The sequence below is a fragment of the Methylorubrum thiocyanatum genome, assembly GCA_014138645.1.
GTDB lineage: Bacteria > Pseudomonadota > Alphaproteobacteria > Rhizobiales > Beijerinckiaceae > Methylobacterium > Methylobacterium thiocyanatum.
The window spans coordinates 681,180-694,079 of the sequence record JACJIB010000003.1 but is presented as its reverse complement, the minus strand read 5'-3'; the positions used below and the strand labels follow the sequence as shown (position 1 = coordinate 694,079).

Here is a 12,900-nt window from a genome sequence, read left to right as displayed (position 1 = left end):
CGCAGCGTCGGCTTTGATCGATCCTCCAGATCCCGCGCGATCCCTGGAGGATCCTTCGAGGCCGCTACGCGGCACCTCAGGATGAGGGCGTAAGCGGGATCGACTGTTCGCACGGGATCGTCTGCCAAAAAAATGATCCGCTCGATCCTCTCCGTCGGCGGCTGGACGCTGGTCTCGCGGGCCACGGGCTTTGCCCGCGACGTGGTCACCGCCGCCGTGATGGGGGCCGGACCGATGGCGGATGCCTTCGTCGTCGCCTTCCGCCTGCCGAACCATTTTCGCGCGATCTTCGGCGAGGGGGCGTTCAACACGGCCTTCGTGCCGGCCTACACCCATCTGGAGCAGGCCGGCGCCGAGGGCGCCGCCGCGCGCTTCGCCGACCGCGTCTTCACCCTGATGCTGCTCGTGCAGGTGGTCCTGCTGGCGCTGGCGCTTCCGGCGATGCCCTGGGTGGTGCGGGCGCTGGCGCCGGGCTTTTCCGAGGACGGGGAGCGCTTCGCCCTGGCGGTGAGCCTGACGCGGATCACCTTCCCCTACCTGCTGTTCATGACGCTGGTGACGCTGTTCTCCGGCATCCTCAATGCTCATCGCCGCTTCGCCGCCGCCGCCGGCGCGCCGGTTCTGCTCAACCTCGCCATGCTCGCGGCGCTGGCGCTGGCCTTCCTGTTCCCGAACGCGGCCTATGCCGCGGCCTGGGGCGTCTCGGTCTCCGGCGTGCTGCAATTCGCGCTGGTGTGGTGGGATGCGCGGCGCCGCGCCTACGCCCCGCGGCTGACGAAGCCGACCGTACGCGATCCCGACCTGATCCGCTTCTTCAAGATCCTGGGGCCGGCGGTGATCGGCGCGGCCGGCTTCCAGATCGCGGCCTTCGCCGACACCATCATCGCGAGCTTCCTGCCGACCGGCGCCGTCTCGGCGCTCTACTACGCCGACCGGATCTACCAGCTGCCCTTCGGCGTCATCGCCATCGCGGCCGGCACCGTGCTCCTGCCCGAGATGAGCCGGCGCATCGCCGCGGGCGACGTGGCCGGGGCGCATGCGGCGCAGAACCGGGCGGCCGGCTTTTCGCTCGCCCTCTCAGCCCCCTTCATGGTCGCCTTCCTGACGCTGCCGGGGCTGATCATGGCCGCCCTGTTCCAGCGCGGCGCCTTCACCGCCGAGGATGCCGCCCGCGCCGCCTCCGTGCTCGCGGCCTACGGGCTGGCCCTGCCCGCGGTGGTGCTGGTCCGCTCGGGCGTCGCGAGCTTCTACGCCCGGCAGGACACGACGACGCCGCTCTACGCCTCGCTGACCGCGATCGCCGTCAATGTCGGGCTCAAGCTCGTGCTCACCGGCCCCTACGGCGTCGCCGGCCTCGCGCTCGCCACCGCCATCGGCCAGTGGATCAACCTCGCCTTGCTCTACGGGCTGGCGCTGCGCCGCGGCTGGACCGCGCCGGGGCGGGTTCTCGGCGTCACCGTCGCCGCCGTGATCGTCGCGAGCGCGGGGCTGGCGGGCTTTGCCGTCTACGGCCTGCCTTTCGCCGAGCGGATCGTGCCCGCCCTGCCCCATTTCCGCGAGATCGCGGTGCTGGCGCTCCTCGGGCTGGCCGGGGCTCTGGCTTACGCCGGCACTCTGCTCGCGGTGATGGGCGTCTTCGGCGTGCGCTTGCGCCGCAGGTAGGTTCTGGCGCGCCGCCCCATCTCACGCCGCATGAGCGATCCCGATCTCCTCGCCGGCAAGACCCACGCCGTGTTCGACGCCTACGGCACGCTGTTCGACGTGCACTCGGCGGTCCAGCGCCACGCCGGCGATCTCGGGCCTCAGGCCGAGAGCCTGTCCGAGACGTGGCGCACCAAGCAGCTCGAATATTCCTGGGTGCACGGCCTGATGGGCCGCTATGTCGGCTTCTGGGACCTCACCGAGCGCGCCCTCGATTTCGCCCTGGCCAAGCATCCTGGAATCGACCGGGGCTTTCGCGAAACGCTTCTTGCGGCCTATCGCGAGCTCGACGCCTACGGCGAGGTGCCCGGCGTGCTGGAGCGGTTGCGCCAACGGGGCGTGAAGACCGCCCTATTTTCCAACGGCAACGCCGCGATGCTGGAGCGGGCGGTGGCCTCGGCGGGACTTGGCGACCGGCTCGACGCGGTGCTCTCCGTCGATCCGGTCCGGACCTTCAAGACCGCACCCGCCGCCTACCAGCTCGTCCTCGATCGGCTCGGCACGGCTCGGGACGACGTGCTGTTCTTCTCCTCGAACCGTTGGGACATCGCGGGTGCGACCGCCTTCGGCTTCGATGCGGTCTGGGTGAACCGCAAGGATCAGCCCGACGAGTATCCGGATCAGGCGCCTCGCGCGGTCGTGAAGGCTCTTGACGCGGTGATCTGAACCGCCGGCAACGGCGCGTTCGCCAATCCTTAAGCTTGACCGGATTAACTCGGCCGCAAGTGCCTATCGTCTCCTTGCCCGCTCAGTCCGGTTGTCCAGAGGATCGGTTCTCGTGCCCGCCCTGTCCTTCTCCGTCCTCGCCCGAAAGGGCGTCTGCGCGTCGCTTCTCGGCGCCGCCCTCCTCTCCGCCGTCCCGGCTCAAGCCCGCGACGGCCGCAACGGCGCCCTGATCGGCGGCGCGGCGGCCGGCGTCATCGGCGGTCTGGCCGTCGGCGCGCTCCTCAACGGTGCCGCGCCTCCGCCCCCGCCGCCCGCGCGCCGGGTCTATGTCGAGGAGGAGCCGGTCTACGTCGCGCCGCCGCCGCGCCGCGGCCCGATCTGCCACTACGAGCGCCGCAAGGTGTGGCTCGACGAGGTCGAGTTCACCTATCGCCGGGTCGAGGTCTGCGAGTAGGTTTTCCGCGGGCGCGCCGCGTGAGGATGAAGGGCGTCGGCTTCAGGCCGGCGCCTTTTTCGTCAGGATCCAGTCCTCGACCACGATGGCGTCGAGGCCGGTGGTGTAGAACATCAGGATCGCGTCCTCCGCCGTGTGGAGGATCGGCTTGCCCATCACGTTGAAGCTGGTGTTGAGCAGGATCGGCACGCCGGTGATCTCGGCAAACGCCGCGATCAGCGCGGCATAGGCCGGGTTGCGCTCGGCGGTGACGCTCTGGAGCCGGCCGGTGCCGTCGGCATGGACGACCGCCGGCACGCGCTCCCGCACGGCCTCGCGCCAGACCAGGGTGCGCTCCATGTAGGGGCTGTCCGCGTAGTCCTCGAACCAGTCCGGGCCGGCCTCGGCCAGGATCGAGGGCGCGAACGGGCGGAACGCCTCGCGGTACTTCACCTTGGCGTTGAGCGATTCCTTGGCGTGGGCCGGGCGCGGGTCGGCCAGGATCGAGCGGTTGCCGAGCGCCCGCGGGCCGAACTCCGCCCTGCCCTGCACCCAGCCGACGAGGCCGCCTTCCGCCAGGATCTTGGCCGCCTCCCGCGTCACGCCCTCGTGGCCGAGGCGGCGGGCGCGGGGCTCCCACTCGGCCATGCGCTCCAGCGGCTCGGTCGAGACGGTCGAGCCGAGATAGGGCGAGAGCGGGCGCACTGCCCGCGCCGGGCCCTTCCAGTCGGGATCGTCCTCGGCGAGCGCCAGCCACGCGGCGCCGATGGCGTTGCCGTCGTCGGCGGGCGCCGAGGGGACGTGCAGGCGCTTGAAGCCGGAGCGCCCGAGCACCCGCCCATTATAGGAGGAGTTGAGGCCGCAGCCCCCGGCAATGACGAGGTTTTCGGACGGCGCCAGACGCCAAGCCTCGGCCACCAGCACGTCCATCAACTCCGAAAAGATGTCCTGGCCGCAGCGGGCGAGGTCGGCCCAGCCCTGCTCGCCGACATCCGCCGGGCGCCGCGCCAGGATCCCGGCGGCGACCGCCTGGACCGTGCCCTCGTCGGCAAATTTCAGGCGTCCGTCCTCGACCGTGTAGAGGCGGCGCAGGATTGCCATCAGCTCCGGGTCGGTCCGGCCATAGGGCGCGAGCCCCATGATCTTCCACTCCTCGCCCTTGATCTGGTCGAACCCGGCGAGGTCCGTCACCAGCCCGTAGAGGAAGCCGACCGAGCCGCGCCCGCGCTGGCGCCGCACCTCTTCGATCCGCCCGTCCTTCAGGCGGTAGATCGCCGCGGCGCCGGTCTCGCCCATGCCGTCGACGATCAGCGCCGTCGCCTCCTCGAACGGGCTGCCCCAGAGCGCATAGGCCGCGTGTGCGCGGTGGTGGGCGTAGCGGCGGCGGCCCGCGATGGTCGCCCGCGGCTTGCCGCCGAGTCCGCGCGATTCGTTGTCGAGCGCGAGCACTGTGCCGTTGCCGGCCCGCGCCTGCATGGCATGGAGGTCGGCGATGAAGACCCGCTCTGCTCGCTCCGGCACGAAGGAGCGGTTGAGGGTGGAGGGATGCGCGGCGAGCGCCGGCAGATCGAAGGCGCCCGAGGCCGCCTGCCCCTTCAGGAAGTCGGAAAACTGCTCGCCCCAGGAGGTGGCGACGACGAGTTCCGTTCCCTCCGGTACGTGGCGCTTCAGCAGGCCCGCCATGCGGGTGCCGGGATCGGGCTCGCAGTTCGGGGCGCGCTTGTATTGCAGGTAGCGCTCGGCGGCCTCGGCGAACAGCACGGTTCCGTCCGGCCCGACGAGGGCGAGCGCCGGATCGTGGAAGGTCGTGGCGAGGCCGAGATAGGTACGCATGCTGCCGGGCTACACGCCGGCAGGCGGGGCGACAACCGCGCGCGGCGACAACGGCGTTGCCGAAGCGTGAGCCCCATGCGAGACGGGCCGCCGATGACGGATGCCTTCCCCGCCGCGCCTCCCCTCGCCCTCGTGATCTTCGACTGCGACGGTGTGCTGATCGACAGTGAGCCGATCAGCCTCGCGACCCTGACGCGGGGTCTCAACGGGATCGGGCTCGCCATCGACATCGATGCCGTGCGCGAGCGCTTCGCCGGAACCTCCATGACCTCGATCATGGACCGCGTCGCCCGAGAGGACGGGATCACCGCCCCGGACGGCTTCGTCGAGCGGGTGAAGGCGGAGACGCTCGCGGCCTTCGAGGCGGAGCTGACCGCCATGGCCGGCATCGCCGAGGCTGTCGGCCTCCTGACCCTGCCCTTCTGCGTCGCTTCGAGCAGCGATCCGGTCCGGCTGCGCCGCTCCCTCGGCCTCACCGGCCTGCTGCCGCTGTTCGAGGGTCGGGTCTTCTCCTCCGCGCAGGTGGCGCGCGGAAAGCCGTTCCCGGATCTGTTCCTCTTCGCCGCCGAACGGATGGGCATCGCGCCGGCAAATTGCCTCGTGATCGAGGATAGCGTGCCGGGCGTGCAGGCGGCCCGTGCCGCGGGCATGCGCGTGGTCGGCTTCACCGGCGGCGGTCATTGGAGCCACGACCGGGACGGGCGGGATCTCCTGGCGGCCGGCGCGGCCACGGTCTTCTCCGCGCATGCCGATCTCGGACGCATCGTGGCCGGAGACTGAGGCAGCTGTCGGCCCGGGATTTGCTCCGGTCGGCGCAAGTCCCGGCGCGACAGGCGGGACTCGCCGCATTCGGCCCGAAACGCGGCGCGATCTTTCCCTGTCAAGCTGAACTTCGAAAGAACATTCCGTTGACGGTTGGGGGTAGACCACTCATCTTAAGGACGTGCGAACGACTTCGTACCGCGGTGATTTGTAGTGGCACGCTTGCGCCGCGTTATCAAACGCTAATGCATCACGGCGCACTTGCGTCGTGGTCCTCGCGAAAGAGGAGGACTTGCCTTGGTCGGTCATTTTATTTGGAAGACTTCGAAATGGCCCGGCGCCTGGGATAGCCGGGTGTGGGGATGTTGTCGGCGGACAGTCACATCCGTGGGCTAGAGCGTCGCCTCGAACGGAGGCCCCGGTTCGCGGGGCCCGACGATGCAGCGATCCAGCGCCCACGACCGCCTTGCCGATAACCGGCCGACGATGGCCGCAGGAGTTCACCCCATCATGACCCGTGCCCAGACCACTGCCTATTTCGACGACGACGCGCTCGACCTCTCCAGCGCCGACGCCGCCCCCGCCCGCGTGATCGAGATCGGCGAGATCACCGCCGGCATCGCCGTGCCCGAGCGCGGCGGCGTCCGCTTCTTCTCGTCGGAGCGCCGCTTCGACGGGCTCGACGGTACCCTGTTCCGCACCGTGGAGCAGGCCGCCCGCGCCGCCCGTGAGAAGGGACGCCAGCCGCGCCTGCGCGCGGTGTGAGCCTTCGAGCCTGCAAGCAAGATCGCCGGCGGCGCCCTACGGGGCCGCCGGCTTGTTTTTGGGAGGCGGTCACCGGAAGCCGCGGCCGGGATGCCGCGGCGAAGATCGCACCGGCGACGCAAGGCCCACGGTCAGGCGGTCATGGCGCTCGACGCCGACGGCCTTCTTTGAAACGGGTGGCTACTTGCACTCCTCGCGGGCGCGTTTGAGCGCATCCGCGAAGCCGCCGAGCGCGTAATCGTCCTGGGTCGTGTTGCCCCGCTGGGAGGTGGTCCGCACGGTGGCGGTCTGCGCCCGGCTCAGCTCCGTCACGATACGCGGCTCGTCGGCCTGGTTCTGGATCCAGGCGTTCTCGTCCTTCACGACGAGGCCGTAGCGGGTGTTGCCCACCGTCAGATACGGATCGCTCGGGGCGGCGGCCGCACCGGGCTTGGCTTGTGCGGCGGCGGGCTTGGGCTTGAAGCCGAGCATCACCGCGATCTCGCCCTGGCCCCCGCCCTTGGGGAAGGTCACGAACAGGTAGCCGGTGTCACGGGCGAGCGTCTTGGGGCTGCGGGCCGTCGGCTGGGCGATGACGTAGCAGAGCTTTTCGCGCGCTTGGGCACCGTTGGTGAACACGTTCCAGTCGCCGAAGACGGCGAGTGGAACCGCCTGCTGCATGCCCGGCGGGAGAGCCGAACTCTTCTCCTTGCGGCGGCTGGCCCGGGCCAGGATGACCTCCGCCCCCTGCACCCCCTCCTGCGCGACGGCCCGGCCGGTCGGGACGGGCATGGCCACGGAAGCGGTCAGAACGAGGGCCGCGATGGCGCGGCCTTTGCGGGGGATCGGGCGAAGGAACGGGAGGCGGGGCCGCTGCATCTCAACTCGTGTGTACGGACGGCGGGGCCGGTCCGGCCGTCTTCGTGCGCGTCAGGATGCCGAGCCGAAGCGGAACAGGAAAGCCCTGCCCGCTCCGATCAACCGAAAACGGCAACAGGCCGCACCCCATGCCGCACCCGCGGCGCGGCCGCACCGCCCCGATGCGCGTCAGGCTGCCCGGATCTCCGCCGCGAGGGCCGCGGAGGCGAGTGCTGCCGCCGGCAGGTCGATCGACGGATCGATCACCGGCAGGCGGATCTCGACCGCTGCGGGGGTCGAGACCGGCTCGACCGGCGTCGGCTGGGCGGGCTTTGCCGGATCGTTGTAGGGCGTGTTGTAGGCCTTGCGGATCGAGGCCCAGAAGGCGTCCCGCTCCGCATCGGTCAGGCGCGCGAGGCGGGCATCGATGAGGGCCGCCGCTTCCGCGGCCATGGCCGGCGTCTCTTCGACGGTGATCCAACTCTCAACGTTCATCGACGGCACTCCGCAGGTTTGGACAGTCGGATAGCCAAGCTCAGTTAGCTGAAACCTGAACGCCGCATTTTCCGTGCCTGTTCCCGCGGGTCTGATCCTACTTCTCCACAGGACCGAGCCGCTCCAGCCAAGCCTGAGCCTGCCGGCGCACGTTGTCCGGCGCGGTGCCGCCGTAGCTGGTGCGGCTCGCCACCGAGTTCTCGACCCCGAGAACCGCGAAGACCGCCTTCGTGATGCCCGGCTCGATCGCCTGCATCGCGTCGAGGGAGAGGTCCTCCAGGCCGATGCCGCGCTCCGAGGCGGCCGCGACGACCCGGCCGGTGACGTGGTGCGCCTGCCGGAACGGCATGTTCAGCTCGCGCACCAGCCAGTCGGCGAGATCCGTCGCGGTGGCGTAGCCGGAGCCGGCCGCGCGCTTGAGCGTCTCGGCCACCGGTTCGAGGTCGCGGACCATCCCGGCCATGGCGGCAAGGCACAGCGAGAGCGACTGCAGGGCGTCGAACGTGCCCTCCTTGTCCTCCTGCATGTCCTTCGAATAGGCGAGCGGCAGACCCTTCATCACGACGAGCAGGCCGGTGAGCGCGCCGATGATGCGCCCGGCCTTGGCGCGCACCAGTTCGGCGGCGTCGGGGTTGCGCTTCTGCGGCATGATCGACGAGCCGGTGGTGAAGCGGTCCGACAGCCGCACGAAGCCGAACTGCGCCGAGGTCCACACCACCAGTTCCTCGGCGAAGCGCGAGAGGTGGACGGCGCAGATCGAAGCGGCCGAGAGCGATTCGAGGGCGAAGTCGCGGTCGGCGACGGAATCGAGGGAGTTCGCTGTCGGCCGGTCGAAGCCCAGCGCCGCCGCGGTGGCGTGCCGGTCGATCGGGAACGAAGTGCCGGCGAGCGCCGCGGAGCCCAGCGGGCATTCGTTGAGCCGGGCGCGGGCGTCGCGGAACCGGCCACGGTCGCGCGCCAGCATCTCGACATAGGCGAGGCAATGGTGGCCGAAGGTGACGGGCTGGGCCGATTGCAGGTGGGTGAAGCCCGGCATCACCGTGTCGGCGTGCTTCTGTGCCGTCTCGGCCAGCGCCCGCTGCAGGTCGGCGACCTGCGCGTCGAGCGCGTCGAGGGTGTCGCGCACCCACAGCCGCATGTCGGTGGCGACCTGGTCGTTGCGCGAGCGGGCGGTGTGCAGGCGCCCGGCGGCGGGACCCACGATCTCGGTCAGGCGGCTCTCGACCGCCATGTGGATGTCCTCCAGCTCGCGCCGGAAGACGAATTCGCCGCGCTCGATCTCCGCCTCGACGGACTTGAGCCCGGCTTCGATGGCTGCCACATCCTCGGCGGGCAGGATGCCTCGGCTTCCCAGCATCGCGACATGCGCCAGCGATCCGCGGATGTCCTGGGGCGCGAGCCGCCTGTCGAACCCGATGGAGGCGTTGATCTCCTCCATGATCTCGGCCGGGCCGCTGGCGAAGCGGCCGCCCCACATCCGGTTGCTCATGGCTGATCCCACCTTCCGCACGCGAAACGAGGTCCGGCCGTGAAGGCGACCCCGCAAATCCTTGTCGGCACTCTGGCCGCGGGCGGCGCGCTCGCCGCCGTCCTCGTCGGCTTCGCCCTATACGGGACGGGCTCGAACCTCGGCAACCTCGCGGCCTCCGGTCCCTGCGCCGAGGCCGCCCCCGCCGCGGCCCGGCTCGCGCCGCTCGCCCGCGGCGAAGTCGCCGCCTTCGACGCCTCCGCCGCGCCGAAGCCGGCCCCGGTCGTCGCCTTCAAGGGGCCGGACGGGGCCGCGACCGATCTCGCCGCCCTGCGCGGAAAGCTGCTGCTGGTGAATCTGTGGGCGACGTGGTGCGCTCCCTGCAAGGCGGAGATGCCGGCCCTCGACCGCCTCCAGGCGGAACGCGGCGGCGACGCCTTCCAGGTGGTGGCGATCAATGTCGAGACGCGCAATCTCGACAAGCCGCCGGCCTGGTTCAAGGCCAACGGCATCGCGCACCTGACTTATTACGGCGACCCGGAGGGCAAGGTGCTGCCGGCGATCCAGGCCGCGGTCGGCTCCACGGGGCTGCCGACGACCATGCTGATCGACGCCAAGGGCTGCACCCTCGGCGTGATGAAGGGGCCGGCGGAATGGTCGAGCGAGGGCGGTCAGCGGCTGATCCGCGCCGCCCTCGGGACCGATACCTGAGCGCGGCCGGGGTTGCCCCGCCGGGCCTGACGAGGCAGTCAGCGGCCCCATGAAGCCCATGCCCCGTCCGATCCTGCGGCGCCCGCTCTCGGTGCTGCGCAGCACGCTTGCCAACGAATCGGCGGGCGGCCTCGTGCTGATGGCCGCCGCGGCGGCCGCGCTCGTGGTGGCGAACTCGCCCTTGGCCGAGGCGTATCACCATGGGCTCCACGTCTCCGTCGGGGCGATGAGCCTGCTCCACTGGATCAACGACGGCCTGATGGTCGTGTTCTTCCTGCTGGTCGGGCTCGAGATCAAGCGCGAGGCGCTCGACGGGCAGTTGCGCACTTGGCCGGCGCGGGTGCTGCCGGGTCTGGCCGCGGGCGCGGGCATGGCGGCGCCGGCTCTCGTCTACCTCGCCTTCAATGCCGGCCAGGCGACCGCCCGAGGCTGGGCGATCCCGGCGGCCACCGACATCGCCTTCGCCCTCGGCGTGCTGGCGCTGCTCGGCTCGCGCGTGCCGGTCTCGCTCAAGATCTTCCTCTCGGCGGTGGCGATCGTCGACGATCTCGGCGCGGTCGTCATCATCGCGCTGTTCTATACGGGGCAGATCGACGGAGCGATGCTTGGCGCCGCCGCCGGCATCCTCGCCGCGCTCTTCGCCCTCAACCGCCTCGGCGTTCGCGCGCTGACGCCCTACCTGCTCCTCGGCCTCGCGCTCTGGTTCGTCGTGCTGCGCTCCGGCGTCCACGCCACCGTAGCCGGGGTACTGCTCGCCCTGTTCGTGCCGATCCACCCGAGCCCCGGCAAGCCCGAGGACACGACCTCGCCCCTGCACCGGCTCGAACACGGCCTGAGTCCCTGGGTGTCGTTCGTGATCGTGCCGATCTTCGGCTTCGCCAATGCCGGGGTGACCCTGCTCGGCCTGCCGGCGCGGGCGCTGGTCGATCCCGTGACCCTCGGCGTGGCGCTCGGCCTGTTCCTCGGCAAGCAGGTCGGCATCTTCCTCATCGTCCGGCTCGCCGTCGCGACGGGCCTTGCCGCCCGCCCGGCGGGGGCGACGTGGCCCCAGGTCTACGGCGTGGCGCTCCTGTGCGGGATCGGCTTCACCATGAGCCTGTTCATCGGTGCGCTCGCCTTCACCGACGGCCTGCACGAAACCGAGACGAAGCTCGGGGTGCTCGGCGGCTCGCTGCTGTCGGGCATCCTGGGGGCGGCCCTGCTCGCGCGCTCCGCGCCCAGGGAGCCAAGGGTCTGAGCGAGGCACGTGGCGAACGGCTCCCGCCGACGGTCCGGCCGAAGTTGTCGTCCCGCTTCTTGCCTCGGTCCTCGCCCGAGTTCTTGCCTGAGGTCTTGCCTGAGTTCTTGCCTGAGTTCCCCCCACGGCCTAGTCACGGCTGGACAGAGCTGTCGCGGAGGCGGACCGCTTCCGCGCGAGGGCGAACATGCTGCGAACCGTTTCCCGTTTTCTCGGACTGCCGTTCCTCAGCCGGGCGCTCGGGCTCCTGCTCATGGCGGCGGGCTTCGTGCAGCTCTGCTACGACGGCGCCCGCTCCATCGCCAATAACGGCCTGCGGGTCACGAGCCTCGCCGAACTGATCCGGTTCCTGCCGCAGGAGCGGATCACCGCCCTCGGGGCGACGATCCGGCAGTCTGCGCCCTGGGCCGACACGGTTCTGCTGACCCCGCTCGGCCTCGTCCCGGCCGCCCTGTTCGGGCTCGGCCTCGGGGCGGTGCTGGTCTGGCTCGGCCAGCCGCCGCGGGAGCCGATCGGGTTTTTGACGCGGCCGTAGCGCGTCCTCAGATGCCCCAATAGGGCGCGGCGTTGTAGTAGCGGTGGACGTGCTCCTCCCAGGCGCGCTCGTCCTCCGGGTCGCCGCCCTCCGGCGAGCGGGCGGGCGCGTCGCGCAACTGCGCCTCGGTGATGTCCACCACATAGGCGTCGCGCTCGGTGTCGTAGCGCAGAACCGCCCAGGGCAGCGTGTAGTAGTCCTCGCCCATGCCGAGGAAGCCGCCGAAGCTCATCACCGCATAGGCGACCCGGCCGGAGCGCTTGTCGAGCATCAGCCGCTCGATGCGGCCGAGTTTGGTCCCGTCGGGCCGGCGCACCTCGGTGCCGATCACGCGGTCGCTGGCGATCAGGCTGCGCGGAGCCAGGGCCTCACGCGCCGCGCCGTCAGCCGTCTTGTCGGAACGAACCGGATCCATGGCGGTCACCCTGCAACGTTGTTACAGCTTGCCATAAAAAACGCCCATGCGGTCGGGCACGTTCCGGCCCGCCCCGCCCCTTCCCCGCTTTCCCGGACGAGCCGACGCGCATGCCGCTGCCCCGCCTGACTCTCCCTGCCCTGGCGCTCGCCCTGCCGGCCCTGATGGGACCGGCCGCCGCGCAGGACCGCGGCAGCGTGAACCCAAAGCCGCTGCCGCCGCTGGCCAACCCCGACGATCCCTCGACGCCGGCCAAGGCCCTGTTCGGCCGCGTCACCGCGCCGACCGGTGGACCGGCTCGCCCCTTCGGCTCCTATGCCAAGGGCTGCTTCTCCGGCGGCGAGGCGCTGCCCCTCGACGGCGCGACCTGGCAGGTGATGCGGCCCTCGCGCAACCGGATGTGGGGCACCCCCCATCTCGTGGGCTTCATCGAGCGGCTGGCCGCCCGGGCGCCCCAGGCCGGCTGGCCGGGTCTCCTCGTCGGCGACATGTCGCAGCCCCGCGGCGGGCCGATGCTCACCGGCCACGCCTCGCACCAGCTCGGCCTCGACGTGGACGTGTGGCTCACCCCCATGCCCGGTCACCGCATGAGCCGGGCGGAGCGCGAGGAGACCTCGGCCACCGACATGGTGCGCTCCGACCGGCGCGACATCGACCCGGAGGTCTGGACGCCGCAGCACACGGCGCTGATCCGCATGACGGCGAGGCAGCCCGAGGTGGCGCGGATCTTCGTCAACGCGGCGATCAAGAAGGCCCTGTGCCGTGAGGCGGGCGGGGATCGCGGCTGGCTCACCAAGGTGCGCCCGATGTACGGGCACAACTACCACTACCATATCCGCCTCGCCTGCCCGGCCGGCGAAGGCGCCTGCGACGACCAGGCGCCGCCTCCCCCCGGCGACGGCTGCGGCTCGGAACTCGATTACTGGTTCAGCGCGGCGGTGCTGAACCCGCCCAAGCCGAAGACCCCGCCGAAGCCGCGCCCGCCGATGACCCTGGCCGGCCTGCCGGACGCCTGCCGCGCGGTGCTGCACGCGCGGTAGAG

Annotated in this window: 14 protein-coding genes; 9 read left to right on the top strand and 5 right to left on the bottom strand. The window is 71.1% G+C overall.

Translation table 11 applies throughout. From position 1 onward, the window contains the following. Nucleotides 1–132 precede the first annotated feature (132 nt). The 3 genes from murJ to HNR51_RS10875 all read left to right on the top strand — a co-directional run bounded on the left by murJ (nt 133) and on the right by HNR51_RS10875 (nt 2,821). A complete protein-coding gene (gene murJ / locus HNR51_RS10885) occupies nt 133–1,662 on the top strand; it encodes a murein biosynthesis integral membrane protein MurJ (RefSeq protein WP_182554933.1) in 1,530 nt (509 codons plus the stop codon). Between the two features lie 30 nt (nt 1,663–1,692). Then, nucleotides 1,693–2,367, top strand: a complete 675-nt coding sequence (locus HNR51_RS10880; protein ID WP_182554932.1) for a haloacid dehalogenase type II — start codon at nt 1,693–1,695, stop codon at nt 2,365–2,367. A gap of 112 nt (nt 2,368–2,479) precedes the next feature. Next, nucleotides 2,480–2,821 (top strand): hypothetical protein, encoded by a 342-nt coding sequence (locus tag HNR51_RS10875; protein WP_182554931.1) that lies wholly within the window; start codon nt 2,480–2,482, stop codon nt 2,819–2,821. A gap of 42 nt (nt 2,822–2,863) precedes the next feature. Here HNR51_RS10875 and HNR51_RS10870 read toward each other — a convergent pair whose 3' ends face one another. Continuing rightward, entirely contained in the window at nt 2,864–4,633 is a 1,770-nt protein-coding gene (locus HNR51_RS10870; RefSeq protein WP_182554930.1) for a carbamoyltransferase family protein, read from the bottom strand. A 93-nt stretch (nt 4,634–4,726) separates the two neighbouring features. On the opposite strand from HNR51_RS10870, the gene HNR51_RS10865 reads away from it, so the two are divergent. Together HNR51_RS10865 and HNR51_RS10860 are read left to right on the top strand one after the other, a co-directional pair. Beyond that, nucleotides 4,727–5,413, top strand: a complete 687-nt coding sequence (locus HNR51_RS10865) for an HAD family hydrolase (protein ID WP_182554996.1) — start codon at nt 4,727–4,729, stop codon at nt 5,411–5,413. A gap of 492 nt (nt 5,414–5,905) precedes the next feature. Further along, nucleotides 5,906–6,160, top strand: a complete 255-nt coding sequence (locus HNR51_RS10860; RefSeq protein ID WP_012455358.1) for a hypothetical protein — start codon at nt 5,906–5,908, stop codon at nt 6,158–6,160. 180 nt (nt 6,161–6,340) lie between these two features. On the opposite strand, the gene HNR51_RS10855 is transcribed toward HNR51_RS10860, so the two are convergent. The 3 genes from HNR51_RS10855 to argH form a co-directional block, all read right to left on the bottom strand. Then, nucleotides 6,341–7,018: an invasion associated locus B family protein gene (locus HNR51_RS10855; RefSeq protein ID WP_182554929.1), complete on the bottom strand. Its 678-nt coding sequence runs from the start codon at nt 7,016–7,018 to the stop codon at nt 6,341–6,343. Nucleotides 7,019–7,186: 168 nt separating this feature from the next. Next, complete coding sequence (locus HNR51_RS10850; RefSeq protein WP_063987120.1) at nt 7,187–7,492, bottom strand: hypothetical protein; 306 nt, start codon at nt 7,490–7,492, stop codon at nt 7,187–7,189. Nucleotides 7,493–7,589: 97 nt separating this feature from the next. Then, nucleotides 7,590–8,981 carry an argininosuccinate lyase gene (gene argH, locus HNR51_RS10845; protein ID WP_182554928.1) on the bottom strand — a complete coding sequence of 464 codons (1,392 nt, stop codon included), beginning with the start codon at nt 8,979–8,981 and terminating at the stop codon, nt 7,590–7,592. Nucleotides 8,982–9,020: 39 nt separating this feature from the next. On the opposite strand from argH, the gene tlpA reads away from it, so the two are divergent. The 3 genes from tlpA (at nt 9,021) to HNR51_RS10830 (ending at nt 11,443) form a co-directional block, all read left to right on the top strand. Next, nucleotides 9,021–9,671 carry a thiol:disulfide interchange protein TlpA gene (tlpA, locus tag HNR51_RS10840; RefSeq protein WP_182554927.1) on the top strand — a complete coding sequence of 217 codons (651 nt, stop codon included), beginning with the start codon at nt 9,021–9,023 and terminating at the stop codon, nt 9,669–9,671. Nucleotides 9,672–9,720: 49 nt separating this feature from the next. Continuing rightward, nucleotides 9,721–10,908: a Na+/H+ antiporter NhaA gene (nhaA, locus tag HNR51_RS10835; protein ID WP_182554926.1), complete on the top strand. Its 1,188-nt coding sequence runs from the start codon at nt 9,721–9,723 to the stop codon at nt 10,906–10,908. 187 nt (nt 10,909–11,095) lie between these two features. Beyond that, nucleotides 11,096–11,443 carry a PetM family of cytochrome b6f complex subunit 7 gene (locus tag HNR51_RS10830; RefSeq protein ID WP_182554925.1) on the top strand — a complete coding sequence of 116 codons (348 nt, stop codon included), beginning with the start codon at nt 11,096–11,098 and terminating at the stop codon, nt 11,441–11,443. A gap of 7 nt (nt 11,444–11,450) precedes the next feature. On the opposite strand, the gene HNR51_RS10825 is transcribed toward HNR51_RS10830, so the two are convergent. Next, a complete protein-coding gene (locus tag HNR51_RS10825) occupies nt 11,451–11,858 on the bottom strand; it encodes a PRC-barrel domain-containing protein (protein WP_182554924.1) in 408 nt (135 codons plus the stop codon). 110 nt (nt 11,859–11,968) lie between these two features. On the opposite strand from HNR51_RS10825, the gene mepA reads away from it, so the two are divergent. Then, the gene (gene mepA / locus HNR51_RS10820; protein WP_012455350.1) at nt 11,969–12,898 is read left to right on the top strand and encodes a penicillin-insensitive murein endopeptidase; all 930 of its coding nucleotides are present in this window, start codon (nt 11,969–11,971) and stop codon (nt 12,896–12,898) included. Nucleotides 12,899–12,900: the final 2 nt, after the last annotated feature.

Bases quoted from the DNA above. Each gene is read 5' to 3' on its own strand.
- mepA (WP_012455350.1), top strand. From the start codon at position 11,969: ATGCCGCTGCCCCGCCTGACTCTCCCTGCCCTGGCGCTCGCCCTGCCG.
- HNR51_RS10825 (WP_182554924.1), bottom strand. From the start codon at position 11,858: ATGGATCCGGTTCGTTCCGACAAGACGGCTGACGGCGCGGCGCGTGAG.
- HNR51_RS10830 (WP_182554925.1), top strand. From the start codon at position 11,096: ATGCTGCGAACCGTTTCCCGTTTTCTCGGACTGCCGTTCCTCAGCCGG.
- HNR51_RS10855 (WP_182554929.1), bottom strand. From the start codon at position 7,018: ATGCAGCGGCCCCGCCTCCCGTTCCTTCGCCCGATCCCCCGCAAAGGC.
- murJ (WP_182554933.1), top strand. From the start codon at position 133: ATGATCCGCTCGATCCTCTCCGTCGGCGGCTGGACGCTGGTCTCGCGG.
- argH (WP_182554928.1), bottom strand. From the start codon at position 8,981: ATGAGCAACCGGATGTGGGGCGGCCGCTTCGCCAGCGGCCCGGCCGAG.
- HNR51_RS10865 (WP_182554996.1), top strand. From the start codon at position 4,727: ATGACGGATGCCTTCCCCGCCGCGCCTCCCCTCGCCCTCGTGATCTTC.
- HNR51_RS10860 (WP_012455358.1), top strand. From the start codon at position 5,906: ATGACCCGTGCCCAGACCACTGCCTATTTCGACGACGACGCGCTCGAC.
- nhaA (WP_182554926.1), top strand. From the start codon at position 9,721: ATGAAGCCCATGCCCCGTCCGATCCTGCGGCGCCCGCTCTCGGTGCTG.
- HNR51_RS10880 (WP_182554932.1), top strand. From the start codon at position 1,693: ATGAGCGATCCCGATCTCCTCGCCGGCAAGACCCACGCCGTGTTCGAC.
- HNR51_RS10870 (WP_182554930.1), bottom strand. From the start codon at position 4,633: ATGCGTACCTATCTCGGCCTCGCCACGACCTTCCACGATCCGGCGCTC.
- HNR51_RS10850 (WP_063987120.1), bottom strand. From the start codon at position 7,492: ATGAACGTTGAGAGTTGGATCACCGTCGAAGAGACGCCGGCCATGGCC.